At 72.7% G+C, this 26,125-nt stretch carries 21 protein-coding genes, 2 tRNA genes and 1 pseudogene; 10 read left to right on the top strand and 14 right to left on the bottom strand.

The features are described 5' to 3' along the window. Positions 1-131 precede the first annotated feature (131 nt). Both ACFO3J_RS21465 and ACFO3J_RS21470 read left to right on the top strand, forming a co-directional pair. Positions 132-959, top strand: a complete 828-nt coding sequence (locus ACFO3J_RS21465; protein WP_386431477.1) for an RNA polymerase sigma factor SigF — start codon at positions 132-134, stop codon at positions 957-959. Positions 960-1,127: 168 nt separating this feature from the next. Continuing rightward, a complete protein-coding gene (locus tag ACFO3J_RS21470) occupies positions 1,128-1,976 on the top strand; it encodes an RNA polymerase sigma factor SigF (RefSeq protein ID WP_386431480.1) in 849 nt (282 codons plus the stop codon). A gap of 39 nt (positions 1,977-2,015) precedes the next feature. On the opposite strand, the gene ACFO3J_RS21475 is transcribed toward ACFO3J_RS21470, so the two are convergent. After that, on the bottom strand, positions 2,016-2,213 hold the full coding sequence (locus ACFO3J_RS21475; RefSeq protein WP_386431483.1) for a hypothetical protein: 198 nt from the start codon (positions 2,211-2,213) through the stop codon (positions 2,016-2,018). 60 nt (positions 2,214-2,273) lie between these two features. Between ACFO3J_RS21475 and ACFO3J_RS21480 the strand changes: the two genes are divergently transcribed. Further along, positions 2,274-3,194, top strand: a complete 921-nt coding sequence (locus ACFO3J_RS21480) for an aldo/keto reductase (protein ID WP_386431486.1) — start codon at positions 2,274-2,276, stop codon at positions 3,192-3,194. A gap of 178 nt (positions 3,195-3,372) precedes the next feature. Further along, a complete protein-coding gene (locus ACFO3J_RS21485; protein WP_386431489.1) occupies positions 3,373-3,834 on the top strand; it encodes a PPOX class F420-dependent oxidoreductase in 462 nt (153 codons plus the stop codon). A gap of 73 nt (positions 3,835-3,907) precedes the next feature. On the opposite strand, the gene ACFO3J_RS21490 is transcribed toward ACFO3J_RS21485, so the two are convergent. The 4 genes from ACFO3J_RS21490 to ACFO3J_RS21505 are packed head-to-tail and all read right to left on the bottom strand — an operon-like array spanning position 3,908 to position 10,245. After that, positions 3,908-6,220: a glycosyltransferase family 39 protein gene (locus tag ACFO3J_RS21490; protein ID WP_386431492.1), complete on the bottom strand. Its 2,313-nt coding sequence runs from the start codon at positions 6,218-6,220 to the stop codon at positions 3,908-3,910. Continuing rightward, entirely contained in the window at positions 6,217-7,638 is a 1,422-nt protein-coding gene (locus ACFO3J_RS21495; RefSeq protein WP_386431494.1) for a glycosyltransferase, read from the bottom strand. Before ACFO3J_RS21495 ends, ACFO3J_RS21490 begins: the two co-directional genes overlap by 4 nt. Before the next feature lie 25 nt (positions 7,639-7,663). After that, a complete protein-coding gene (locus ACFO3J_RS21500; protein ID WP_386431497.1) occupies positions 7,664-9,307 on the bottom strand; it encodes a sensor histidine kinase in 1,644 nt (547 codons plus the stop codon). Between the two features lie 41 nt (positions 9,308-9,348). Further along, the gene (locus ACFO3J_RS21505) at positions 9,349-10,245 is read right to left on the bottom strand and encodes a response regulator transcription factor (RefSeq protein WP_386431500.1); all 897 of its coding nucleotides are present in this window, start codon (positions 10,243-10,245) and stop codon (positions 9,349-9,351) included. 198 nt (positions 10,246-10,443) lie between these two features. Between ACFO3J_RS21505 and ACFO3J_RS21510 the strand changes: the two genes are divergently transcribed. Continuing rightward, positions 10,444-11,568: an MEDS domain-containing protein gene (locus ACFO3J_RS21510; RefSeq protein WP_386431503.1), complete on the top strand. Its 1,125-nt coding sequence runs from the start codon at positions 10,444-10,446 to the stop codon at positions 11,566-11,568. A 329-nt stretch (positions 11,569-11,897) separates the two neighbouring features. Next, positions 11,898-12,200 (top strand): hypothetical protein, encoded by a 303-nt coding sequence (locus tag ACFO3J_RS21515; RefSeq protein ID WP_386431505.1) that lies wholly within the window; start codon positions 11,898-11,900, stop codon positions 12,198-12,200. Between the two features lie 141 nt (positions 12,201-12,341). On the opposite strand, the gene ACFO3J_RS21520 is transcribed toward ACFO3J_RS21515, so the two are convergent. From ACFO3J_RS21520 to ACFO3J_RS21535, 4 genes are all read right to left on the bottom strand, one after another. After that, complete coding sequence (locus tag ACFO3J_RS21520) at positions 12,342-12,824, bottom strand: NUDIX hydrolase (RefSeq protein ID WP_386431508.1); 483 nt, start codon at positions 12,822-12,824, stop codon at positions 12,342-12,344. Between the two features lie 200 nt (positions 12,825-13,024). Then, positions 13,025-13,097 (bottom strand) — tRNA-Arg (locus tag ACFO3J_RS21525). A gap of 143 nt (positions 13,098-13,240) precedes the next feature. Continuing rightward, entirely contained in the window at positions 13,241-13,450 is a 210-nt protein-coding gene (locus tag ACFO3J_RS21530; RefSeq protein WP_386431511.1) for a hypothetical protein, read from the bottom strand. Positions 13,451-13,699: 249 nt separating this feature from the next. Continuing rightward, a tRNA-Ser gene (locus ACFO3J_RS21535) sits at positions 13,700-13,790 on the bottom strand. 188 nt (positions 13,791-13,978) lie between these two features. Here ACFO3J_RS21535 and ACFO3J_RS21540 point away from each other — a divergent pair. Continuing rightward, on the top strand, positions 13,979-14,470 hold the full coding sequence (locus ACFO3J_RS21540) for a hypothetical protein (RefSeq protein ID WP_386431513.1): 492 nt from the start codon (positions 13,979-13,981) through the stop codon (positions 14,468-14,470). Between the two features lie 363 nt (positions 14,471-14,833). Then, complete coding sequence (locus ACFO3J_RS21545; protein WP_386431516.1) at positions 14,834-19,144, top strand: PAS domain-containing protein; 4,311 nt, start codon at positions 14,834-14,836, stop codon at positions 19,142-19,144. 119 nt (positions 19,145-19,263) lie between these two features. Here ACFO3J_RS21545 and ACFO3J_RS21550 read toward each other — a convergent pair whose 3' ends face one another. The 4 genes and pseudogenes from ACFO3J_RS21550 to ACFO3J_RS21565 all read right to left on the bottom strand — a co-directional run bounded on the left by ACFO3J_RS21550 (position 19,264) and on the right by ACFO3J_RS21565 (position 23,614). Then, a complete protein-coding gene (locus tag ACFO3J_RS21550; RefSeq protein ID WP_386431519.1) occupies positions 19,264-20,913 on the bottom strand; it encodes a long-chain fatty acid--CoA ligase in 1,650 nt (549 codons plus the stop codon). Between the two features lie 270 nt (positions 20,914-21,183). After that, positions 21,184-21,693, bottom strand: a pseudogene (locus ACFO3J_RS21555) (SigE family RNA polymerase sigma factor); the annotation flags it as partial. A gap of 232 nt (positions 21,694-21,925) precedes the next feature. Then, entirely contained in the window at positions 21,926-22,945 is a 1,020-nt protein-coding gene (locus ACFO3J_RS21560) for a glycoside hydrolase domain-containing protein (RefSeq protein ID WP_386431521.1), read from the bottom strand. A 360-nt stretch (positions 22,946-23,305) separates the two neighbouring features. Next, entirely contained in the window at positions 23,306-23,614 is a 309-nt protein-coding gene (locus ACFO3J_RS21565) for a hypothetical protein (RefSeq protein WP_386431524.1), read from the bottom strand. 261 nt (positions 23,615-23,875) lie between these two features. Here ACFO3J_RS21565 and ACFO3J_RS21570 point away from each other — a divergent pair, with 261 nt between their 5' ends. After that, positions 23,876-24,655: an alpha/beta fold hydrolase gene (locus tag ACFO3J_RS21570; RefSeq protein WP_386431526.1), complete on the top strand. Its 780-nt coding sequence runs from the start codon at positions 23,876-23,878 to the stop codon at positions 24,653-24,655. A 121-nt stretch (positions 24,656-24,776) separates the two neighbouring features. Here ACFO3J_RS21570 and ACFO3J_RS21575 read toward each other — a convergent pair whose 3' ends face one another. Further along, positions 24,777-25,223, bottom strand: a complete 447-nt coding sequence (locus ACFO3J_RS21575) for a DUF6086 family protein (protein ID WP_386431529.1) — start codon at positions 25,221-25,223, stop codon at positions 24,777-24,779. A 268-nt stretch (positions 25,224-25,491) separates the two neighbouring features. On the opposite strand from ACFO3J_RS21575, the gene ACFO3J_RS21580 reads away from it, so the two are divergent. Further along, positions 25,492-25,878 (top strand): hypothetical protein, encoded by a 387-nt coding sequence (locus ACFO3J_RS21580; RefSeq protein WP_386431532.1) that lies wholly within the window; start codon positions 25,492-25,494, stop codon positions 25,876-25,878. The last annotated feature ends 247 nt before the right edge of the window (positions 25,879-26,125 follow it).

Here is a 26,125-nt window from a genome sequence, read left to right on the forward strand (position 1 = left end):
ATGGCCGGGCGGGCGGTCCCGGCGCCCCTGGGTCCTACAACACGGCAATATGCGGTGCTTGCGCAAAGCGCACATGAATTGTGATGCTATGACCGCTTTTGACGGATGTGTGGACCGATAAGGGGTGTGGAGTGCCGATGTCGGCCCGTACGGCGTCAACAACGTATCCCCGCGGCCGGACGCGAACGCCCAGCACCAACGCGGCGGACGCCCGGGCGCTCACCCAGGTGCTGTTCGAGCAGTTCAGCAAGCTGGAGGCCGGAACCCCCGAGCACACCCGGGTACGGGCCGCGCTGATCGAGGTGAATCTGCCGCTGGTGCGGTACGCCGCGGCGCGCTTCCGCAGCCGCAACGAGCCGATGGAGGACGTGGTCCAGGTCGGCACCATCGGCCTGATCAACGCGATCGACCGGTTCGACCCGGAGCGCGGGGTGCAGTTCCCCACGTTCGCGATGCCGACCGTGGTGGGGGAGATCAAACGTTACTTCAGGGACAATGTGCGCACCGTCCACGTACCGCGCCGGCTGCACGAGCTGTGGGTCCAGGTCAGCGGCGCCATCGAGGACCTGACGGTGCTGCACGGCCGCTCCCCGACCACCGCCGAGATCGCCGAGCGGCTCAGGCTCTCCGAGGACGAGGTGCTGGCCTGCCTGGAGGCGGGCCGGGCCTATCACGCCACCAGCCTGGAAGCGGCCCAGGAGGGCGACGGGGCTCCCGGCCTGCTCGACCGGCTCGGCTACGAGGATCCGGCTCTCAACGGAGTCGAACACCGGGACCTGGTACGCCACTTGCTGGTCCAACTTCCCGAGCGGGAGCGGCGCATTCTGCTGCTGCGCTACTTCGGCAACCTCACCCAGTCGCAGATCAGCGCTGAGCTGGGAGTTTCCCAGATGCACGTCTCCCGGCTGCTTTCCCGCAGCTTCGCCCGGCTGCGGTCCGCAAACCAGCTCGAAGCGTAACCTTTGAGGATTAAGCCACCTGCACAGATATGTCGACTTGGCGCTACAGCGTGTTGCCGACATGTGACATTCTGCGGATACCGCGTTTGTCGCGAGCGAGCCTCCGGTATTCCAGTGGAGGAAACAACCGTCGCTCGCGACACCCGTCCGCGACCTCAAGGGGGTGGCATGTCCGTACAGGTGGGCAGTCCCAAGGTGCTCCGTCACGAACGTCATGACGCAGACGCACCGCACGAGTCTCTTCACACCGAGGCCATCGACACCCGTACGCTGTCCCGTTCGCTGTTCCTGCGCCTCGCGGAACTGCCGATGGACAGCCCGGAACGCACCTACGTACGTGACACGCTGATCGAGCTGAATCTGCCGCTGGTGCGGTACGCGGCAGCTCGTTTCCGCAGTCGCAACGAGCCGATGGAGGACATCGTCCAGGTCGGCACCATCGGCCTGATCAAGGCGATCGACCGGTTCGACTGCGAGCGCGGGGTGGAGTTCCCGACCTTCGCGATGCCCACCATCGTCGGTGAGGTGAAGCGATTCTTCCGGGACACCTCGTGGTCGGTGCGCGTTCCCCGCCGGCTCCAGGAGCTGCGGCTGGCGCTGACCAAGGCCAGCGACGAGCTGTCGCAGCGGCTCGACCGCTCCCCGACCGTGGCCGAACTGGCCACCTGCCTCGGGGTGTCCGAGGAGGACGTGGTCGACGGCCTGGCGGTCGGCAACGCGTACACCGCCAGCTCGCTGGACTCCCCGCCCCCGGAGGACGACGGCAGCGAAGGCACCCTCGCGGATCGCCTCGGCTATGAGGACACCGCCCTGGAGGGCGTCGAGTACCGCGAGTCGCTCAAGCCGCTGCTGGCCCAACTGCCGCCGCGCGAGCGCCAGATCATCATGCTGCGCTTCTTCGCGAACATGACGCAGTCGCAGATCGGCGAGGAGGTCGGCATCTCGCAGATGCACGTCTCCCGGTTGCTGACCCGCACCCTGGCCCAGCTGCGGGACGGCCTGACCGCCGAAGCCTGAGGACGTGAGGGGAGTGGTCGCCGGCCCGATCCGGCCGCGTTACTTCATCGCGAGAGCGACCACTCCGACAATCACCACCAGGGCGATGACCACACCGATGATCAGCCCGGCCCGGCTGCGGGTCTGGGCCTGCTGAATCTGGGCGGGCGGCGGCTGCTCGTCGACGAAGGCGCGGAACATCTGGGTGTTGCCCGCGGGGTCGTAGTTGTTGTCCGGCTGCGGCGTGGGATTCGACATGGGGCCTGACCCTAGCGTGTCGGCGGAATACCGTGCACCCCCCACCGGTTGCGAGTGGTCATGGCACGTATTGGCAACTCCGAACTGGATGTCTTCCCTCTCTCCCTGGGCGGCAACGTCTTCGGCATGTCCGCCGACGAGGCGCAGTCGTTCGCGGTGCTTGACGCGTACGCGGCAGGGGGCGGCGATTTCGTGGACTCCGCCGACCTCTACGGGAACGGCGGCGGGTCCGAGACGATCATCGGCAAGTGGCTCGACAGCCGCGGCCGGCGCGACGACATCGTGGTGGCCACCAAGGTCGGCGGGCACGCCGACTTCAAGGGGCTGAAGGCCGAGACCATCACCAAGGGCGCGGAAGCGTCCCTGCGCCGCCTCGGCGCGGACCACATCGACCTTTACTACACGCACTTCGACGACCCCGAGGTCCCGGTCGAGGAGATCATCACGGCGCTGGACGCCCTGGTGAAGCAGGGCAAGGTCCGCACCATCGGGGCGTCCAACATCTCCCCCGAGCGGCTGGCCGCTTCGCTGGACTTCTCCGAGCGCGAGGGCCTGGCCCGCTACGAGATCATCCAGCCGCACTACAACCTGGTCGAGCGGGAGCAGTACGAAGGCCCGCTGGCGGACCTGGCCGCCGCCCGCGGCCTGTCGGCGGCGCCGTACTTCGGGCTGGCGCTCGGCTTCCTCACCGGTAAGTACCGCCCGGGCGGCCCGGCCGTGGAGAGCGTCAGGTCCGCACGCGCCGGCGTCTATCTCACCCAGGAGCGCGGCCCGAAGGTGCTCACCGCCCTGGACGAGGTGGCCGCCGCGCACGACGCCGAGCTCGCCTCGGTCGCGCTGGCCTGGCTCGGCGCCCAGCCGACCGTGGTCGCGCCGATCGCCAGCGCCCGTACGGTGGAGCAGGTGCCAGCGCTGCTCGCGGCGGCCGAGCTGAAGCTGACCCCCGAGGAGATCGCGGCCCTCACCGCGGCTTCCGCCTGAGCGGTGCGCAGGAAGCCCGCCCGCATCCTTCGACCGGAAGCGGGCGGGCTCCCGCGTCTACGGCCGGCTCTCCGTGACCCCGGCTCGCCGTGACCCCGCGACGTGCGGTTCCGACGCGCCTGGCGACCGGGCCCACCTGCTCGTCGGTAGGACCACCCGCGCGTCGTACAGTGCCCGCATGGCTCCCAACATCGCCACGAACACCGATGTCACGCTGGAAGAGCTGCTGGACTTCGTCCGGCCGCGGCACCACGCGATCCTGCTCACCACCCGCGCGGACGGCCGCCCCCAGGGCTCCCCGCTCACCTGCGGGGTGGACGACTCCGGACGCATCGTCGTGTCCACCTATCCCGAGCGGGCCAAAACCCGCAACGCCAAGCGCGACCCCCGGGTCAGCGTCATCATCCTGTCCGACGACTTCGGCGGCCCCTGGGTCCAGGTCGACGGCTCCGCCGAGGTGATCGACTCCCCCGAGTCGGTCGAACCGCTGGTCGAGTACTTCCGCAACATCTCCGGCGAGCACCCGGACTGGGCGGAGTACCGCGAGGCGATGGTCCGCCAGGGCAAGTCGCTGATCCGGATCACCCCCGAGCGGTGGGGGCCGGTGGCCACCGGCGGTTTCCCTGCGCGGCTCGCCTAGGTGTTCAGGGGTCTTACGAAGCGGGGTCCCGGGCCGGTGTTCGGCCCGGGACCCTTGCGCCGTCAGGTCGCGGTCAGCTCGCGGTGGCGGTGGCGGTCCCGGACGTGGTGGACGGCGAGGACGCGGGCGCCGTCAGGTCGTAGACGGTGGTGGTGCCGACCGTCTTCGCGGTGAAATGCGCTTCGACCCAGCTGGTGATCTGCGCGGCGGTGTCGCTGCCGCCCGTCCCGCCAGCGGCGCCACCGCCCGCGCCGCGACCCGTGCCGCCACCGAGGAAGTAGTGGATCCGGCCGGCGGACACGTAGCCCTGGAACTGGGCGAGGGTCGGCGACGGGTCGCTGCCGTTGAAGCCGCCGATGGACATCACGGGCTTGCCGGTGGCGAGCTGGTAGCTGGCCTGGTTCTGCGAGCCGATGGCCGCCGCCACCCAGGTGTACCGCCCGGCGTCGGCGCTGAGCAGGGACTTCATCGCGGGGCTGACCGCCGTGCCGTTGAGCAGGCCGCTCATGCCGCCGCCACCGCCGCCGGGGGCGCCGCCGCCCTGGCCCGGGCGGACGAACCGGGGTGAGCTGCCGCCGGTGCCACCCGCCGTGCCACCGGGTCCGCCGAACCCCCCGAACCCGCCGGTACCCTGACCCGGCCCCTGGCCCCGCCCGCCCGGGAAGCCCCCGGCGGGCGCCCCGCCCCGGCCGCCGAACATCCGGCCGCCACCGCCGCCCGGTCCGCCCGGCCCGCCGAAGCCGGCCTGGACCGCCGGCCCCGCCGTCACGATGGAGCCGGCGTGCGGTGTCGTCACCGTGTCGAGGGTGTACGCGAGCGGTCCGCCGAGCGCCGCGCCCAGGCCGACCACCGCCGCGACGGCGCCGACCCGGGCACCGGTCCGCGCACCGAAGCGCGTCCCCGCCCGCCCGGCCGGCGTCAGGCCCGGCACGGCCGCCACCAGCAGCCCGGCCGCGGCGACCACCCCGGCCGCCACCACCGCCACCCGCACCCACGGGTGCCAGCCCGGCGAGCGGTCCAGCAGCACCCACGCCCAGACCGCCGTGCCGAGTACGGCGGCGGCCAGCGTCGCCGCCGCCGCGATACGGGTACGGCCGCGCCACAGCAGCGCCGCGCCCATCCCCACCAGCGCCGCGATGTAGGGCGCGAGAGCGATGTTGTAGTACTGGTGGAAGATCCCGGACATGAAGCTGAAGGTCGCGAAGGTGATCAGCAGCGCGCCGCCCCACACCAGGAAGGCGGCCCGCCCCGGATCGTCGCGCCGGGCCCGGCGGGTGATCCACAGCCCCGCCAGCAGGAAGAGGAACGCCGCGGGCAGCAGCCAGGCGATCTGACCGCCCATGTCGCTGCCGAACAGCCGCCCGACGCCGGTGGTGCCCCATCGCCCGCCGCTGCCCGGGGCGCCGCCGCCCACACTGCCGCTCTCGTCGCCGGTGATCCGGCCGAAACCGTTGTAGCCGAAGGTCAGCCCCAGGAAGCTGTTGTCCTGCGAGCCGCCGATGTACGGGCGGGACGACTTCGGCCACAGCTGGACGATCGCCACCCACCAGCCGCCGGCCAGCAGCATCGCGCCCCCGCCGTAGAGGAGCTGGCGCAGGCGCCGGCCGAGGGAGGTGGGCGCGCAGACCCCGTAGACCAGGGCGAGCGGGGGCAGGATCAGCCACGCCTGGAGGGTCTTGGTGAGGAAGGCCAGGCCGAACACCGCGCCGGCCCACAGCAGCCACTTGGTGCGGGCGTCCTCCAGGGCGCGCAGCACGCAGGACACAGCGGTCACCATGAGCAGCGCCAGCAGCGCGTCCGGGTTGTTGAAGCGGAACATCAGCGCGGCCACCGGGGTCAGCGCGAGCACCGCGCCGGCCAGCAGACCCGCGCCCGCGCCGAACGTACGCCGTACCGCCGCGTGGAGCACCCCGACAGCGGCGACGCCCATCAGCGCCTCGGGCACCAGGATCTGCCAGGACCCGAGGCCGAACATCCGCACCGACAGCGCCATCGGCCACAGCGCGGCGGGCGGCTTGTCGACGGTGATCGCGTTGCCTGCGTCGGAGGAGCCGAAGAAGAAGGCCTTCCAGCTCTCGCTGCCGGCCTGCACCGCGGCCGAGTAGAAGGAGTTGGCGTACCCGGAGGCGCCGAGGTCGTACAGGTAGAGCACCAGGGTGCCCAACAGCAGCGCGAGCAGGGCCGGGCGGGCCCAGGCGGGGTCCTCCGGACGGCCGCGCCGCAGCCGGGCCAGGCTCGCGCGCGGGCTCGGATAACGGCTCGTATCCCGGCTCGCGTGACGGCTCGGGCGCGGGGCGCCCGGCGGGGGCGCGGCGCCGGGGACCGGGGTGCGGACGACCCCGGCCGGGGCGTAGCGCGGTGGGGGCGTGTCGCTCGGCGCGGTCATCGCGCACTCCTGACGTCGTCGGGGTCGGTCCGGTCGTGGGCGGCAGCGGTCCGCTCGGGGAAGAGCCAGGCCCGGAAGAGCAGGAAGCGCAGCACGGTCGCGGCGAGATTGGCGGCCACCAGCACGGCCAACTCGGTGCTGTGCGCGGGGTGTCGGGCCGCGATGTGCAGCGCGGCGAGCGAACCGCTGGTCAGGGCCAGGCCGATGGCGAAGACCACCAGACCCTGGGCCTGATGGCGTACCGCCCGGTCCCGGCCGCGCACCCCGAAGGTCAGCCGGCGGTTGGCGGCGGTGTTCGCCAGCGTGGACAGCAACAGCGCGAGGGCGTTGGCCGGTTGCGGCCCGAGGCCCTGCCGGAAGAAGGAGTACAGGCCGAGGTAGGCCAGCGTGCTGAGCGCGCCGATCGCGCAGAAGCCGACCAGCTGCCGGGCCAACCCGACCGGTACTCCGTACAGTTCGCGGTCGCGCGGATCGTCCCCGAAGGGCCGCCGCAGCCGGTCCAGCGCCAACTGCCCGGTGGCCAGGGCCCGTCCGACCCGCAGCACACCCCGCAGATCGTCGGCGGCGGTCCGCACCAGGTCCACGCTGCTGTCCGGGTCGTCCACCCAGTCCACCGGTATCTCGTGGATGCGCAGCCCGGCCCGTTCGGCCAGCACCAGCATCTCGGTGTCGAAGAACCACCCGGTGTCCTCGACCATCGGCAGCAGCCGCTGCGCCACATCGCCCCTGATCGCCTTGAAGCCGCACTGGGCGTCGGAGAAACGGGCCGCGAGCGAGCCGCGCAGGATCAGGTTGTAGGCCCGCGAGATGAGTTCGCGCTTGGCGCCGCGCACCACCCGCGAGGAGCGGGCCAGCCGGGAGCCGATCGCCAGATCGGAGTGGCCGGAGATCAGCGGCGCGACCAGCGGCAGCAGCGCGTTGAGGTCGGTGGACAGGTCCACGTCCATATAGGCCAGTACGGGCGCCTGCGAAGCGGTCCACACCGTGCGCAGCGCCCGGCCGCGGCCCTTCTGCTCCAGCCGGAAGGACTCGACCTCGGGCAGTTCGGCGGCCAGCGCCTTGGCGAGCGCGGACGTCAGATCGGTGCTGGCGTTGTCCGCGACGGTGATCCGGAAGGGGTACGGGAAGGTGGCCGCGAGGTGCGCGCGCAGCCGGCGTACGCAGCGCTCCAGGTCGTCCTGCTCGTTGTGCACGGGGATGACGACATCGAGGACGGGGGCGGGCACGCCCGCGTCGGCGCTGCCGCGGTCGAAGGCGTGCTGGGCGGGCGCGGCCCGGACCGCGCGGCCCGCTGTCCCTTGGGCGGGGGCCGCGGGGTCGTGGGCCGCCGGGTCGAGGGCCTCGGCCGCCGGACGCGGTGCGGCGGCCGTGACCGGCAGGTGCTGCCGGGCGGGCAGTTCGCCGAGGTTCGTATCCATACGGCGACCATCGGCAGTCCCGCTGTCATGACGGTGTGGCGAGGCTGGGCAGCGGCTGTGAGCGCGCGACGGGCAGCGTGGCAGGCAGCGTGACGGTGAACACCGTACGGCCCCGGACGCTCTCCACGGTCACCTCGCCGCCGTGCGCGCTGACCACCGAGTGCACGATCGCGAGCCCCAGTCCCGTACTCCCGGCGTTCCTCGACCGGGAGGCGTCACCGCGGGCGAAGCGCTCGAAGATGTGCCGGCACAGCTCGGGCGGAATGCCGGGGCCGTCGTCCTCGACCTGGAGCAGGACGGCGGGCCGCTCCCGTACGGCGGGCGGGGCGGCGGGCTCCGGGTGCTGCCCCGGTCGTGGTTGCGGGCCCGGCACTGGCGCCCCCGGCCGCACCCCGAGTCGCAGCACCCGGGCGGTGACGGTGGTGCCCGGCGGGGTGTGGGTGCGGGCGTTGGCCAGCAGATTGGTGAGGACCTGGTGCAGCCGCTGCGGGTCGCCGCTGACGGCGGCGGGCTCGTCGGGCAGGTCGAGCCGCCAGTGGTGGCCGTGGCCGGTCGCGCGGGCGTCGCTCACCGCGTCGACCACCAGCGGCGACAGATCGGTCTCGGCGAGGTCGAGCGGCCGGCCCGCGTCCAGCCGGGCGAGCAGCAGCAGATCCTCCACCAGGGTGGTCATCCGGGCGGCCTCGGACTCGATCCGGCCCAGCGCGTGCCGGGTGTCGGGACCGATCGACTCCCGCCCGCGGCGGGTGAGTTCGGCGTAACCGCGGATCGAGGCGAGCGGGGTGCGCAGCTCGTGGCTGGCGTCGGCGACGAACCGCCGGACCCGGGTCTCGCTCTCCTGCCGGGCGGCCAGCGCCGAACCGACATGCCCCAGCATGCGGTTGAGGGCCGCGCCGACCTGTCCGACCTCGGTGTGCGGGTCGGTGTCGGAGGCGGGCACGCGTTCGAGCAGTGTCACCTCGCCGCTGTGCAGCGGGAGTTCGGAGACGCGGGTAGCGGTCGCCGCGACCCGGCGCAGCGGGTGCAGGGAGATCCGCATCAGAGCGGCGCCGGCCAGCGCGGCCCCGATCAGTCCGGCCGCGGTGACGGACAGCTCCACCCACAGCAGGGTGGACAAGGTGTCCTCGGCGCCCGAAGTGGACAGTCCGACCAGGGTGATGCCGTCCGCCTCGGCCGGCGCGGCCGCCACCCGGTAGTCGCCGAGCCCCGGGATGTGCAGGGTGTGCGGCTTGCCGTCCAGCGGGACCCGGGAGAAGGCGGCGGCCTGGGCCGCGCTGAGGTCGCGCGGGGCGAGGACGGGGCTGCCGGAACTGGCGGCGCTGACCGCCGCGCGCTCGACCGTGCCGCTCGGATCGAGGACGGCGCCGACCGTCTCACCGGGCTGTCCGCCGCCGCCCAGGAAGCCCAGCTGGTCGAACGAGCCGATGCGAGCCGGACCGGGCCTGCCGCTCGGCGGTCCGGCCGGCGGGGCGCCCCGCCCGCCGCCCTGGCCGTGGGCGAACGGCATCGCCGTCCGTACCGCCGACTCCAGTACCTTGCCGTCGAGTTGCCCGTACAGGAAATCGTGCAGCGCGAAGATGGTGACGGAGCCGATCACCGCGCAGACGGCGGCGACCAGGGCCACGCAGGACAGGACGAGACGGCGGCGCAGCGACCAGCGGCGGCGCACCCTCGGCCCGGTCCGGCCCCGGCCCGGACGGCCCCGGCGGATCACGCCGGTTCGCCCGGCTTGATCAGGTAGCCGGCGCCGCGCCGGGTGTGGATCATCGGGGGGCGGCCGACGTCGATCTTGCGGCGCAGGTAGGAGATGTAGAGCTCGACGACATTGGCCTGGCCGCCGAAGTCGTAGCTCCAGACGCGGTCCAGTATCTGAGCCTTGCTGAGCACGCGGCGAGGGTTACGCATCAGGTAGCGCAGCAGTTCGAACTCGGTCGCGGTGAGGTGGATGTTGGTGCCGCCGCGGCTGACTTCGTGGCTGTCCTCGTTGAGCACGAGGTCGCCGACGGCCAGCAGCGACTCGTTGCGCGCGGCGGCGGCGCCGGAGCGGCGCAGCAGCCCGCGCAGCCGGGCCACGACCTCCTCCAGGCTGAAGGGCTTGGTCACGTAGTCGTCGCCGCCCGCGGTGAGCCCGGCGATCCGGTCCTCCACCGCGTCCTTCGCGGTCAGGAACAGCACCGGCACGTCCGGGGTCTCGCGGCGCAGCCTGGCCAGCACTTCGAGGCCGTCCATGTCGGGCAGCATCACGTCCAGGACGACCGCGTCGGGCCGGGACTCGCGGGCCGCGCGCAGGGCGCTCGCCCCGTCGGCCTCGGTGCGGACCTGCCAGCCCTCGTAGCGCAGGGCCATCGACAGCAGATCGGCGAGCGGAGTCTCGTCGTCAACAACGAGGACGCGGACCGGCGAACCGTCGGGGCGGGCGAGGTCGGTCGCGGACTGGGGGACGGCGGACTGCGGGGCCGCCGGCTGGGGGGCCGTCGCCGGGTGGGCCGGGCCCTGGCTCCGGCCCTGGGGCCGGGCGGGGGCCGGGGCGGGGGCCGGGGCGGCGGCCGCCGGGGTCCGGCGGCTCTGGGGGCTTTCGGTACCGGTGAGCGATGAGGTGGAAGGCATGATGTTCACCCTGTGGGCCCGCTATGAAAGAAATCTTGGCCGTTTCTGTGAAACGTCTGAGAATCCACGCGGGAAGATCGGTCGAGCAGGGTCCGGCGCGCGGACATTTCCTGTCGCCGAGGGCCAGTTCCGGTCATGACCTGGGAAGAAGCGGTCGGCTGTGCTGAGAGGCCCACGTCCCGGCGTATGTTCGTCGCTATGGCGGGAGAGACCTGCGACGAGGAGGCACCCCCGGGCACGTCCGGCGCGCGGGCGCCCCGGATGGTCGCCGTCGAGCGGCTGGGCCCAGGCGATCACGCATGCCTGTGGTTCGACAGCCATGAGGACAGATGGGCGCTGCGTGCCGCCTTCGCCACGGACGGGCTGGCCCGCGGCGAACGGGTGATCTTCTTCACCGACCCGGACACGGTCGAGGACGAGGCACTGGACCGGCTGGCCTCCTTCGGCGTGCCGGTGGACGCGGCCGACGGCGGCGGGCGGGTCGAGGTGGTCGGGACCGTGCCCGGCTACGAACCCGGCCGCGGCTTCGACGCGGCCGCTCGCAACGCGCACTGGGTGACGGTGATCCGCGAGACATGGGCTCGCGGCTTCACCGGGCTGCGGGCCACCGGCGACATGAGCTGGGCGGCCCGACCGGACGTGGACGGCGGGCAGTTGGCGGCATACGAGGCCGGACTGACGCCGCTGCTGGCCAAGTTGGGCTTCACCGGGGTGTGCGAGTACGACCGCGGGGCGTTCGGGGGGTCGTCCCACGGGGCGGATTCCCCGGCGGGGAAGGCGGGTTCGGCGCTGGACCTGACGAGACCGTGGACAGTGCCCGTGGCGGACCCCTTCGTGGACGAGCCCGGGGGCGGCGTGGGCTGGCGGAGCGCTCACAGCCATGAGGCGCGCACGCCGAACGCTCTGGACGCGCCGGTCGGGGACAAGCCGGGCAGCACGGCCGGACGCCTCGACGGGCGGCTGGAACAGGTGCTGGCCGCCCACCCGTTGAACGTCATGCCGGTGCCGGGCGGACTGCACTCCTCCCGGGACGGCAATGTGCTGCGGCTGGCCGGCGACGCGGACCTGGCCACCCGGATCCCCTTCGAACAGGCGGTCCGGGAGGCGGGGTTGACCACGATCGATCTGACCGGCCTCGCCTTCGTCGACGCCTACTGCGTACGGACGCTGCTGCGGCTCGGCGGTGTGACCCTGGAGTGCACGACGGCGCAGTACCGGCTGCTGGAACTGTGCGGCGCGGCCGGCGGCGACCAGTCGATCGTCGAGGTACGCACGCGGCCGGCCGGGCGCTCCGCCCGCAGATCACGGGATACGCCCCGTTGAGCCCGACCGGCGCCGCCGCGCCCACCGCGTCAACCACGCTCACCGCGTCAACCGCCGGCCGGAGCCTGGACCCCTGGATTCGGTGCGCCCGGCCGCGCCCGCCCCTGCCGACCGACTCCGCCTGATCCGACCCGTGTCGCGAAGCCCTCGGCGCCCGCCGCGCAAGGGACTTCGCGATGTCGCCCGCCTGCGGCGGCAGTTGGCCGCCCCCGCTCAACACCCCTTCGGGGACGACCCGTCGACCGGCCAGAACCCGGAATGCGCCGCCACCACCCCTCCCCTTCTGCTGTGATGGAGCCAGCACGCTTCGTAGTCGAGGGGAGCCCCAGGTGGACAAGGAAGAGGAACGCCGGCTCTCGGCGCTCACCCCGGAGATCTCCCGGACGACCGTCGACCTGCTCCGCCGGGTCGTCGGCCTCGAACCCGCCGAACACATCCCGGAGGAAGCCCTGGCCACCGCCGATCGCGTCCTCGCCCGACACGGCCCCGACGGCCTCCGCATCCTCACCATGAGCCTCACCGGCTGGGCCGCCGTCCTCATCGAACAGGACGCCAAACTCTCCGGCCGCACCTTCGAAGCGGTCCTCGACGACATCGACCTGACCTGCCTGGAGGCCAACGCGGAGGGCTGACGCCCTTCTTGCCGCCTGCCTGACGAGCATCTCTCGGAAGCTTCGGACCTACCGCGGCCCGCGAAGTGCCCCGCCCGTAGGCGAGCGGTCCGTCAACGGTTGTCAGCGCGGGCGTCGTGCGTCCGGCGGCGGGCGCGGCAGTCATCCTCGTGCTGGTGGACCGCCCGGGGCAGCGGGTTCGCGCTGGATGAGTCTCACGCCGTCGTGCGCACGCACAGCGGGTGGGGATGCGGCGTCGAGGCGGTCAAGGGCGTCCAGGACGCGGATCGCATATGCCTCGTCCGCGAGTTCGCCGACTTCCTCTCGGGTGACCCAGCGCACCGCGCTGGTCTCGCTGCCGGTGGCGGGCCGGCCGTCGATCGCCTCGCAGCGGAAGACGAGCGAGACGATCAGTCCGGTCATGTTCTTGTAGACACCGGTCAGGGTCGCGGGAAGCGCGATCGTGATGCCCGTCTCCTCCAGCACCTCGCGCTGGAGCGCGTCCGGGATGGTCTCCCCGGCCTCCAGGACACCGCCCGGCGGTTCCCAGTGGCCGTTGTCCCGACGCCGGATCAGCAGTGCCCGCCCGGCGTCATCAACGATGACTCCGGCGACGCTGACAGAGTGCGGGCGGTCGATCGGCACGTCCCTGATCCCTCCGGATGGCTGGGCTTCTCCACCGTAGCGACAAAGGCACGGTCCGCTCCGACCATCTCGGCGCGCCGGACCCCACCAACGACGGCGCGGTCTTTCGCCAGAGGGCGCGCCCGGTCCGGCTCCGACACGCTCCTGTATGGCACGAAAGAGCCCCCTCGGGATAATCCCGAGGGGGCTCCGACCTGCTGTGCACTCGGCAGGATTCGAACCTGCAACCTTCTGATCCGTAGTCAGATGCTCTATCCGTTGAGCTACGAGTGCGAGGTGCTTTGCGGCGTTTTTGGGCCGGTCAGCGCTGCGTGGACAACTTTACATGAGGTGGCGCGGGAGGTGAAATCGATAAGGCGGAGGCGGGGTGAGCTGGGGAGACGCTGTTTTTTCGGGGGTGGGTGGGGCGGGAGGCGTCAGGCCCAGGTGGCGGGGCCGCCGCCGTGCCAGTCGATGAGGGTGGGGTCGTCGAGGAGGACGGAGTCCGGGTCGAGGCCGGCGCGGCGCAGGAACTCGATCACGTCGGCCGGGCCGTAGGCGATGCCGAGGGTCTCCGCGTCGATCCGTACGGTGCGGCCGGCGCCGACGACGGGTTCCACGACGACGCGGGGCTGCGGAGTGTCCATGCGTCCACCCTGCCGCCGACCGCGGTGTCCCGCATGCGGAGGCGTTGTCAGTGCCTGCCGATACGGTGAAACCTCCCATCCACATGGCTGTGCGATGGCATGGCCCTCGCCGACAGCGCGGCGAGGGCCTCACCGCGCGGGGCGCCGGGCGCCGATGGAAGCGGCCAGGCCGGCCGGGGCAGCCGAACGGCCCCCGGGAAACACCTCAGGGAGCCCGGACCCGAAGGTACGAACTCCCTGATCGGACAGCGGAGGCGGAGGGATTTGAACCCTCGATGGACGGTAAAGCCCAAACCGCATTAGCAGTGCGGCGCCATAGACCGGACTAGGCGACGCCTCCTGGGTGCGTGCCCGGGTGGTGAGTGGGCGCGCGGGGAAATGATGACACAGCCTGGAGGGCCGCGACCAATCGCAGACTACGGTACAAGCCGGTGACTGGGCAGGGCAAAGGGGTTCGCCGGGAGTTCGCCGCGCCCACGGGAGAGTGACTGCCGGGGCGCCGGGGCCCTCACCCGGTAGGGAGGGGACATGTCTTCCACCCGCACCGCTCGCCCCACGCCCCGCCGCACCCCCCACCGCGCCCCCCTCGGAAGCGTCGTCCTCAGGGTCCTCGGAATCCTCGGGGCCGCCCTGATGCTCGCCGCCACGCCCGGCGCCGCCGCCCAAGCGGTGGGGCTGCCGTGGTCCGCCCCCGGCGGGCACCTCGTCATCACGTACGACGACGGCTCCGGGCACAGCCGGACGTACCACGTCGTCTGCGGGGGAAGGACCAGCTGGACGCAGGCGTGCCGGCGGCTGCGGGAGATCGGTGGGCCGGTGGGTCCGGTCGCGGGCGGCGAGCTGTGCTCGATGATCTACGGAGGGCCGCAGAGCGCCGAGGTCAGGGGGCGATGGGCCGGGCAGGTCGTGGCCGAGTCGTACCGACGGACGAACGGGTGCGAGGTGGCCCGCTGGTCGCGGATGGTGCCGGTGCTCCCCGCTCCCGGCCAGGAGTCGCCGCACAGGGAACTCAAAGGCTGAAACCCCTGGCAGACCTCGAAGGACGCCCGGCGCATCCGGCCGCCGAACCCCCGCCAACCTCCCGACAGCCCCCAGCCAGCGCCCCGCTGACGCGTCCCGCGCCCCCCGTGACGTACGCCACACCCACCCCCGCCACCTCCCGCGCGACCCCCAACGCCGAAGCGGGCAGCCGCACATGGGCATCCGAGCCACCGGCACGGGGCCCGACCCGTACACTCGGCTAGTGACATGTCCCGGGGGTGGCGGCAAGATGGGCCGCCCGTGACGACAGCCGACCGCGCCGCGTGAAAGGGACGCGCGCGGGGCCGCCCCGGGAGCGCAGGGCAGCGTGGCAACACATGCGGTAACAAGGAGGACGCGTCCGTGAGCAGCAGGCCATCCCGAGGCGCTGCTCGCCTCGCCTCGATACTCGACGCCCTCCCGGACGCGCTGCTTCTGGTCAACGCCAACGGCACGGTGGTCAACGCCAACGCGATAGCGCTGGAGACGTTCGAGACGCCGGGTACGGCGCTGGTGGGGCGGGGGCTGCTGGACCTGCTGCCCTCCTTCGACCCGAAGCGGATCCCGGGGTCGATGCGCAGCCCGCGCGAGGCCGAGGAGGACACCCGGACGAAGCCGACCCGGATGACCGCGCGCCGCACCGACGGGACCGAGTTCCCGGTGCAGGTGACCAGCGCGAATCTGGAGGACGGCCGGACCCCGTACGACGACTTCGGCGACGGGATCCCGCACTTCACCGGTGACGAACTGCTGATGCTGGTGGTCCGCGACCTGTCCGGGACGGTGGACACCGAGGCCGAACTCGCGCGGCAGCAGCGGCAGACCGAGATGATCCTGCGGGCCGCCGCCGAGGGCGTGGTGGGCGTGGACACCGCGGGCAAGATCGTGCTGGTCAACCCGTCCGCCGCGCAGATCCTGGGGCACCGGGCGACCGACCTCGGCGGCAAGGAGCTGCACCCGCTGGTGCACCACTCCCGCCCCGACGGGTCGCCGCTGGCCTACGAGGAGACGCCGCTGGCCGACACGCTGCGCTCGGGGCGCAAGCACCGGGTGCGCGGCCAGGTGCTCTGGCGCAAGGACGGCAAGGCGGTGCCGGTCGACCTGACGACGGCGCCGGTACGGGACGGGGAGCAGCTGGTCGGCGCGGTGATGACGTTCACCGACCGGACGCAGTACGACGCGCTGGCGGCGCGCGGGATGCAATTGCGGGCACTGCTCGACGTATCCCTGCGCGGGCCGCTGGCGGAACTGCGCGGCGAGCTGACCGGGCTGGCGGCGGACCCGGCCGGGCAGCTGTGGCCCGAGGCCAATCAGATCCTGCACCACCTCTCCGCCGGATACGCCCGGATCACCACGCTCATCGACAATGTGCTGGCCTTCCAGCGGCTGGACCGCGGCGAGGACAAGCTCAACCGGGCGCCGGCCGGGCTGGACGACGTGATCGGCGCGGCGGTTGACGGCGCGGTGGAGCTGATCGGGCCCGGCCGGGCGCAGTACGCGGTGCACGCGCCGCCGATCCAGGCGTCGGTGGACGCGCCGCGGATGGTGCAGGCGCTGGCGCACCTGATCGCCGACGTGGCCGGGGTGGACTCGGCGGGCAACGCGATCGCCTTCTCCGGCGATTCGACGATCGTGGTGGCGGCGGCCCAGCGCGGCGATGTCGTGCGGATCGACGTACGCGGGCCGAGCGCGGGCGGCGACCCGGTGCATCTGCCGCTGGCGCGCGGGATCGTGGAGCGGCACGGCGGCGTGCTGCAGACGCACGAGGTGCCGGGGCAGGGCAGCGCGTATGTGCTGGAGGTCCCGGTCGGCCCGGGGTCCGGTTCCGGCGGCGGGCGCAGGGCCGCGGCGGAGGGTACGGACTCGGAGGGACGCGGGCCTTCGGACGGTACGGAAACGGGTACGTCGCCGGGCGCCGGTACGTCCTCCGGTACGCGGGGACGGTCGACGGCGGACGATACGCAGACGGTGGTCGCGCCCTGGGCGATTCCGGCGACGGCGGATCAGAGCGAGGCTCCCACCGGGCGGCGGCGCGCGCTGCGGCGGCCGGAGGAAACGCCCGCGGCGGGAGCGGGAGCGGGCGGCGGCCCTGGCGCTGGCGCCGGCGCCGCGGCGGAGAGCGTCCAGCCGACCGGGCGCAGGGCTCGCCGGGCCCGTTCGGAGGAGCGCGGCGAGACCCCGGCGGAGGACCGCGCGGAGCCCGAACGACGCCGGGAGATCGGCCCGGGCCCCAACGCCCTGCCGGCGGCGGACGCGGGCGGCCGGAGCGGGGCACGGGGCCAGGCGGCCACTCCGGCGGGTGAGGCCGGGGCCGGCGGCCGGCAGGGCAATCCCGGCAGTGAACTCGACCTGCGGGGTGGGCAGGGCAACCCCGCGGGTCAGCGGGGGAACCCGGGCGGGCCGTTCGGGCAAGGGGGCCAGCACGGCAACCCGGCCGCTCAGCAGGGCAACCCCGGCGGTCAGCACGGCGCCCCCGGCAACCCCTTCGGCCAGGCGGAGCAGCAGCGGCCCGACCCCAGCGATCCCTTCGGGCAGAGCGGCCAGCTCGGCGCGGTCAACCCCGGCGGGCTCCAGCCCGACGGCATGGGCACCCCGGGAAACCAGCAGCCCGACCGCGCGGGCGCCCCGGGCGGTCAGCAATCCGGCCAACAGCCCGGCCAGCACAGCGCCCCCGGCGTCCCCGGCGTTCCGCTCGGCCCGGCGAGTCCCTCGGGTCCGGCAGCGCCTCCCGCCCCGCAGCCCGACCCCATGGGCACCCCGGGCGGCGGGGGCCAACCCGCCCTCCCCGCCGCCGCGTCCGCCGCGCCGACCGAGCCCGAAGGGACGGGCCGCCGAGCCCGCCGCGCCCTCGAACCGGCCGCACCGGACAGCGGCCCCGCCCCCGTACCCCCGCAGGCCCCGCACCCCCCGCACCCCCCGCACCCCGCGCAGTCCGGCCCGCAGCAACCGCCCCAGGCGCCCGGCGGCGCCCCTACCTGGCCCACCCCCGGTTCCGCCACCCCGGACCAGCCCCCGGGCCGTCCGGCGCTGCCCGCCGCCCAGTTGCCCGCCCAGCCCTCATGGCCCCAGGTCGGGCCCTCCGCCCCGCTGAGTTCGGCCGCCAACTCCGCCGCCCCCGCCGGCCCACCCGCGGCGAGCGGCGCGCCGGACACCCCGAACGGGACGAACGCCGACGCCGCGACCCCGCCGAACGCGCCCGCGAACGCGCACGGCACGGCCGGCACACCCTCCCGCTCCCAGGACCCGTCCCACCAGAGCCACGGCCGTGCCATAAGCGTCCGCACACTCGGCCAGGGCGTGCCCTTCGCGATGGACCCGCACCCCGGGCAGACGCAGACGCCGACCCAATCCGTACAGGCGCAGAATCCGCACGGCCTCCCGGCCCAGGTCGCGGCCGGCGGTTCGGGCCGGCGGCGCAGGCTCGCCCCGCCGCAGAACAGCCAGCCCCAGCAGAGCCACATCCTGCCGCAGGTGCCGAGCCAGTTGCACAGCCCGGGCGGCGAGGCGCAGGCGCGGCAGCATCCGCAGGCGGACCCGGACAGCGGCCAGTTGCCGACCCGCGCGCCGGACGGGCCCCAGCAGCCGGTACACCAGCAGCCGCAACCGCCGGTCCAGCCGTCGATGCAGCCGCTCACGCCGCCCTCGATGCAGCCCCCGACGCAGCCGCATCAACCCCCGCAGGCCCAGCCCGCCCCGCCGGCCCCGCAGCCGCAGCACCCTCATCGCGCGCAGCACGCCCAGCAGCAACCTCCACCGCAGCAGCAGTCGCAGCCGCCCTCCCCGCCCCCCGGCCCGGAGATCGCCCCGCCGCGCCTCGCCACCCCGCAGTCGAACCCCCTCCCGCCGCACGCGCCGGGCCGCTCGTACGCGATAGGCGCCCCCGCGGAAGGCGCCGCCGAGGGCCCGGAGTTGCTGGACGGCCCCAATGGCGCCGTCGACGTGACCGACGATCACCAGGAGGAGCCGCTCGACGAGCCGCGCCGTCTGCTGGTGTGGCCCGAGCCGGACATCTCCACCCGGCAGGCGCTGACCGACCGGGGCTATCGTCCGGTGATCGTACGATCGCGCGAAGAAGTGGACGCGCAGATCGCCGAACCGCCCGCCGCGCTCTTCGTGGACCCGCTGACCGGCCCGATCACCCGTACCGCCTTGCAGTCGCTGCGCCAGGCGGCGGCCGCCGCCGACGTACCGGTGCTGGTGACCGCGGGCCTCGGCCAGGCCACCCGGGAGGCCGCCTACGGCGCCGACCCGGCCGTACTGCTCAAGGCCCTGGCACCGCGCGACAGCGAGCAGCACCCGCCACGCGTACTGCTGGTGGAGAGCCACGCGCCGATAGCACAAGCCTTCGCCGCGACGCTGGAGCGGCGCGGTATGCAGGTCACGCACGCCGACTCAGAGACGGACGCGATGACGAAGGCGGCGCAGGTCCACCCGAATCTGGTGGTGATGGATCTGATGCTGATCCGCCGCCGCAGGCAGGGCATCGTGGACTGGCTGCGGGGCAACGGCCGGCTCAACAACACACCGCTGGTCGTCTACACCTCCGCCGACATCGATCCGGCCGAGCTGCCGCGGCTGGCCTCCGGCGAGACGGTGCTGTTCCTGGCGGAGCGCTCGACCAGCACGGATGTGCAGTCCCGGATCGTTGACCTGCTGGGCAAGATCGGCACCTGAGAACCTGAACCCGCACCCTGGGACGGCGGTGCGGCCGATGTCCCGCGCCCGGGGGCGAGCCGCCGGCCCCTGGGACATCGGCCGCACCGGGCCCGGGAAGGCGACCGGTCCGGCGGGGGTCAGAGCGTCGTGACGTCCAACTCCCCGTCCGCGTATGCCTTGCGTATGACCTTCTTGTCGAACTTCCCGACGCTCGTCTTCGGCACCGCCGGCACGATCGCCCACCGCTCCGGCACCTGCCAGCGGGCGATCCGGTCCCGCAGGAAGGCGAGCAGGTCCCGGTAGTCCGCGGTGGCGCCCTCGCGCAGCACGACGGTGGCCAGCGGGCGCTCGCCCCAGCGTTCGTCGGGCACCGCGACCACCGCCGCTTCGACGACGTCCGGGTGGGCCATCAGTTCGTTTTCCAGCTCGACCGACGATATCCACTCGCCGCCCGACTTGATGACGTCCTTGGCACGGTCGGTGAGGGTGAGGTAACCGTCGTCCGAGATCACCCCGACATCGCCGGTCCGCAGCCAGCCGTCCGGGCTGAACTTGTCCTCGGGCCGCAGCGGTTCCTTCCCGGCGCCGCCGTAGTAAGCCGCCGCGATCCACGGTCCGCGCACCTCCAGCTCGCCGGCCGACCGGCCGTCCCACGGCATCACCGAGCCGTCCGGGCCGATCAGCCGGGGTTCGACGGAGGCGGGGAAGCGGCCCTGGGTGATGCGATAGGCCCACTCCTCCTCGCCGCTCACCCCGGCCGGCGACTGCGCGACGGTGCCGAGCGGGGAGGTCTCGGTCATGCCCCAGGCGTGGCAGAGCCGTACGCCCAGCTGCTCGTCGAACGCCTTCATCAGGGCCGGCGGGCAGGCCGAACCACCGATGGTGACCTGCCGCATCGAGCTGACGTCCCGCGGTTTGGCGGTGAGCTCGGCGAGCAGGCCCTGCCAGATGGTGGGCACCGCGGCGGCGTGGGTGGGGCGCTCGCTCTCGATCATCTCGGCGAGCGGGCCGGGCTGGAGGAAACGGTCCGGCATCAGCAGATTGATACCGCTCATGAAGGCGGCGTGCGGCAGTCCCCAGGCGTTCACATGGAACATCGGGACGACCGGCAGCGAGGTGTCGTGCGAGCTCAGCCCCATCGACTCGGTGGTGTTCACCTGGAGCGAGTGCAGATAGACCGAGCGGTGCGAGAAGACCACACCCTTGGGGTCGCCGGTGGTGCCGGAGGTGTAGCACATGGCCGCGGCGTCACGTTCGTCCAGCTCGGGCCAGTCGTAGGTGGTCGGCCGTCCCGCCAGCAGCGCCTCGTACGCGTGAACCGCGGGACGGTGGCCGTCGAGCAGGCTGAGGTCACCGGGGCCGACGACGACCAGGTGCTCGACGGATTCCAGCCGGGGGAGCAGCGGGGCGAGCAGCGGCAGCAATGTGCCGTTGACCAGGATCACCCGGTCGGCGGCGTGGTTCACGATCCAGACGAGCTGGCCGGCGGGGAGCCGCAGATTGAGGGTGTGCAGCACCGCGCCCATGGCGGGGAGGGCGAGATACGCCTCCAGGTGCTCGCAGTTGTTCCACATCAGCGTCCCCACCACGCTCTGCTCGGTCACGCCGAGTTCGTCGCGCAGGGCGTTGGCGAGCTGGGACGCGCGGTCGCCGATCTCCCGGAAGGTGCGGCGCCGGGGTTCGCCCTCCCCGGTCCAGGTGGTGACCTTCGACCGATGGTGCACGGTCCGGCCGTGTTCCAGAATGCGGCTGACAAGCAGCGGCGTGTCTTGCATCGTGCTGAGCACACGGGCCTCCGGCGGCATCGACGAGGTCGGTTGCCCGTGATTGTGCTGGCATACCGGCTGGTATGTCACTACCCCGCGCGGCACGATCCACCGCCGCGGCGGGGTTGGTGGGGACCTGGGGCTGTCCGGCCGGCGCCGGGGAACCAGGGCTCACGCCGCGGTCAGCGCCTCGCCCGCACCGCTGCTCGCACTGGGGCCCGCACCCGTAGCGGCGCTCACCCCGGCTCCGGCACCGGCGCCCTCCTCCGGGTCGGCCTCGTCGCCGTGCAGCAGCGCCAGCTCCGGGTCGCCGCGCAGCTTCCCCAGCGCCCGCGACACCGCGCTCTTGACGGTGCCGACCGAGACCCCGAGCTGCTCGGCGGTCTGCACCTCGCTCATGTCCTCGTAGTAGCGCAGCACGACCATGGCGCGCTGCCGCGGGGGCAGCCGGGTTATCGCCCGCAGCAGCGCGTCGCGCTGGGCCTGCTGCTCGGTGAGGTCGGGACCGGTGCCGGCCGGCTCCGGCAGCTCGTCGGTGCTGAACTCGTCGACCTTGCGCTTGCGCCACTGCGAGGTCCGGGTGTTCACCAGGGTCCTGCGGACATAGCCGTCGACGGCCCGGTGGTCGTCTATACGGTCCCAGGCGAGATACGTCTTCGTCAGCGCCGTCTGCAGCAGGTCCTCGGCGTCGGCGGGGTTGGGGGTCAGGGAGCGCGCGGTGCGCAGCAGCGTCGGGCCCTTGGTGCGGACATAGGCCGTGAACTGCGTCGTATTGGCGCTGGTGCACACAGGCGTGGTCATGGCTCCACGCTAGAAGCCGACGTACGTCCGGCGGATCGGCCGCAGGTGCCGACCACGGATCACTCTCAGGTCGTAGGCGGGGGGCTTTCCCCACCTTCCGAGGGCGTAGCCGGACGGGGGTGTCCCGCAGGGGATGCACCTGGTATCGCCCCCTGCTACGCCCGGGGGGTGCTACCGGATGTCGGCCGCGCCGGGCGGTCGGCGACGCCGTCCGCCCAGGTGGGAGCCGGTGTCAGCCCACTACGGCGACGGGCGCGTCGATCAGGTCGCGGTCGATGCTCAGCGATTTTCCGCCGTGGGTCTCACTGACGCTGCCGTGGTACTGGTGGATCCGGGCGTGCGGGGTCCAGGCGGCGGCCGCCAGCGACGGCTCGTTCACCAGGCTCGCGCTCACTCCCCAGCGGGCGTACCAGATCGCGTCCGGCAGGTCCGCGGCCCCGGCCCGGCGGGCGCTCTCCAGGTGGGCGACGCCGGAGTCGGCGCTGCTGTAGAAGCCGGAGAGATAGCCGGCGGCGCTCAGCTGCCGGTCCCAGGCCTGGATGTAGGCCAGGGTGGCGGCCTTGCACGACGCGTCCCTGATGTCGTACGACTCCATGTCGAAGTAGAGCGCGCTGCCCGGACTCAGGCCGAGCGCTCCGGCGGCCCGCACCGCGTCCGCGCCCTCGGAGGCGCCATGGGCGGCGGGGTCCCTGGTGTCGATCAGGTACGGGTTCTTGTTGGAGCCGGTGACGCAGGGGCTCTGCGAGCCGACGTAGATCGGCAGCAGGCTCCAGCCCGACGCGGTGGTCTGCCGTACCCAGTCCGGGGTGAGCTGGGTCTGGGTCGTACACGCGCGGGCGCGGCCGCCGAAGTAGATGCCGACGGCGCGGTAGGAGGAGTGGGCGCGCCAGGCGTCCATGGTGGCGAGGTCGGGGGCCCGGCAGGTGTCGAAGCCGTCGCCGCTGAAGGTGCGGCCGCCGAGGGAGCGGCCGAGGGCTCGGTGGCCGGTGGTTCTGTGGCGGGTGGCCCAGAGGCCGGTGGTTCTGTGCCGGGTGGTCCGATGGCGGACGGGACGGTGCGGGACGGGTCGGTGACCGGACGGGATGCCCGACGAGATCCGCGGCGACGGAGCGGGCTCGGCGGAGGCACCGGCCACGGAGCGTTTCGACGGCTGGGGGCCCGTCGCGGTCGCCGTCCCGGCGGGCAGCAGCAGGCCGACCAGCGTGAGCACTCCGGAAAGAACAAAACGAATAAACGTACTTCTTTCGCTCATTCCGTGAGTGAACGACGGCCCAGGGGCTCCCGGACGGAGACACGCCGCTACCCACTCGTCTGCCACACCGTTGATCCGGGAGCATGGAGGACTTGGCGCGAGCTTGGCGGGGTCCCGCCGGGACACCCGCCTTGGCCGCCGGAGTTCGCAAAAGTTATCCACAGCCTGTGGACGAACTGCGCCGCACTTCCCCCGCCTCCCCCACGGCCCGCCCGGAATCTCCCGGGAATCCTCCGGAACGCCGGGCGCGCGGCGGCCTTGCTGCCCGCCGCCGCGCGCCCGCCTTCCGCGCCACCGCCCCAGGATGGTGACACGGCGTCACATCACGTCACCAAGCCCTTGCCACCGGGCCCGGCGCCGTCACCAGAGCGGCGTGAAAGCGATGTTGACGTTGTCCTGCTGGATGGCGGTGAAGCCGGAGCCGACCACGCTCGCCGTGCTGTTCTGGTTGGACGCCCCCGGGCCGTTGGCCGCCTGCTGGTTCGATGTCACATTCCCGAAATTGGCCCCGCCCACCACATTGCCACCGGAGTTGCTCACCACCGTCGCCCTCGAGTTGACACCGGCGAACGCGCCGTCATCGGCCGAGGCGGTGCCGGCGAACAGCACCGCCGCCAGGGGCAGCGCCGCGACGGCGGCCAGGACGCGGGCAGTACGGATGCTTGCCATGGTGTTCCCTCCCACAAAACGGACTATCTCGGTCCGGCGAGCGGCTGGCCAACCGCTCCACCGTGATGCACTCGGCGTCGCCAGGAAGAGAGTTGCCCATGGGGTCGGCCCGGAATACCCTCGCATGATCCTTTTCGCTCGCAAGCGTGACGATCTGTCGATAAACCCACCGTGCGCCCGTTTCAGCGGAGACGCACCAAAGCGCCCCCCTGCGCGGCGCATCAGGCCCGGCTACCCCGTCCACGCGTAACTTGGTGCCCTATGACCGATTCATTGGCATTCGATGTCCACGGTGCGGGAGCCGGCCTCGTCCTCATCCACGGCACCGGCAGCAGCGGTCTCGGCACCTGGGGCAGCGTCCTGGGCGACCTCGCAGCCGAATACACCGTCGTGCTCCCCAACCTGCCGGGCTCGGCCGGCAGTCCCCTGCCGCCCGACGGCACTCCTCTCGACCCGGACACCATCGCGGATCAGATCATCAGCGCGGCACGCGACGCGGGCCTCGAACGTTTCGCCCTGGTCGGCGCCTCCCTCGGTGCCCCGCTCGCCGTCCGCGCCGCGGCCCGCCACCCTGAGTTCGTCACCCGCCTGGCCACGGTCTGCGGCTTCGCCCACCCCCGGCCCACCTTGCGGCTGAACCTCGAACTGCTGGCCTCGATGTACGGCAGGGGCGACGAGGACGCGAGCAAGTTCATCGCCATGCTCTCCTTCTCCGAGGACTACTTCGCCGCACTCACGGAAGAAGGCCTCCAGGAAGTCCTCCAGCAGGTCCGCGAACAACGGCCGGAGCTCGGCACCATCGCCCAGATCGCCCTGGCCCTGCGCCTGGACGTCCGCCAGGACCTCCCCCGCATCCGTGTACCCACCCTGGTCCTCACCCCCACCGGCGACCGCTTCGTCGCCCCCGCGCACTCCTACGAGATCGCCACCGGAATCCCGGCCGCCCGCCTCGTCCGAATCCCGGGCGGCCACGCCTCCCTCATCGAGGACCCCCGCACCACCCTGTCGGAACTCCTGCCCTTCCTGGGCGAGCGCGACTGACCCCCCGATCCCGCGACAGGGATCCCTGGCACGGCCCGATCCATGGGCCGGTCAAGAGGCTTGCATTACCTACGAGTTAACGGTCGCAGGTCGGCGAGGGACAGGTCCTGGGCCCACCGGCTCAGCGGGCCATCCAGCGGTCGACCTCCCGCGCCCGCGCGTCCAGCGCGGTGAAGGCGGCGGCTGAGGCGGTCCGGGGATCGCCGGGGACCTGTACGTCGCGCCGGACGCCCCCGGGCGCATGGCCGTCCCCCGATCCGGACAGCTCCACCTCGATTCCCGCGCGCCGCGCGAGTGCGACCGCCGTCGCCACGAACCCTTCGGAGAGAGCGACGATCACCGAGTGGCCCGCCCGGCAGTGCCACGCGACCAAGCGGCGTGCGAACTCCTCGTACACGGCCGGATCGACCTCAAGCGTGTCCGGGTCGCCCGGGTATTTGCCCTGGCCGCTCCCCGAGGGCAATTCGAGCTCCGCCGCGAAGACCTCGACCTGCCGCAGGAAGAGGCGGCCGGCACCGCTCGACGGGTTCCACAGCGTCTCGTCACCGATGTCGAAGTACATACTCATCGCCGATCCCCCCTGCTCAGCCGCGTCGGCACAGGCCAGAAGATCGCCCGGGTCGTAGGCACCCGGGTATAACGGCCGTTGCCCAGCCACCGAATCCCGGCCCGCCCACGGCCCCCACGGCGACGACGAACCAATGCGCCGCGCCTCGTCGGGCGGGTCCGCCCCCGTTCGGGTGGTCTCCCGTCAGCCGAATCATTACTCTGAGTTACAAATCTGTCACCGTGGGCAAGCAACGTTCGTCCGCCCCACAACAGAGATAGGTGATCCGGTGACAACTCGATTCGCCAAGGCGCTGCTGGCGGCCTCGCTGACGCTCACGGCCGCGGCCATGGCGCCGACCCTCAACGCCCGCGCAGCCACCCCCCGGGAGACCTGCAGGGAGGCGATCAAAGCAGCGGGCGCGCTGCACGGCGTCTGCTTCTGGTCCGAAGAGGGCTACCAGGGAACGCTCAAGGTCCACACGGACCCCAAGCCCCCGAGCGTGTGCGGGAACATCGCCGCCGCGCAGTCCGCCGTCAACCTCACCACCGACACGCGCAAGTTCTTCGCGAACTCGGGCTGCCACGATGACAATTACCTCTCCGAACTCGCCCCGAACGGAGAAAGCGACGACCTCGACCCGACCAGCGACGTCCCCGCCGAGTCCTGGCGCTGACCGAACCCCCGCAGCCCCCGCCCCCGCAGACCGCCGGGCGGGGTCCGACCGCCCAGGTCAGCGCGGCCCATCGGCGTCCCTCAGCGCCAATGGGCCACGGCGCCGCAGGGCGAGAAAGAGAAAGGGGGGTGCCCCGAAGCTCGGGGCACCCCCTCTGACGTGCAACTACGTTGACCACCGCGGAGGCTGTGGGATTTGAACCCACGGTGACATCGCTGCCACGACGGTTTTCAAGACGGGCGGGACA

The sequence above is a fragment of the Streptomyces polygonati genome (assembly GCF_042650325.1).
GTDB lineage: Bacteria > Actinomycetota > Actinomycetes > Streptomycetales > Streptomycetaceae > Actinacidiphila > Actinacidiphila polygonati.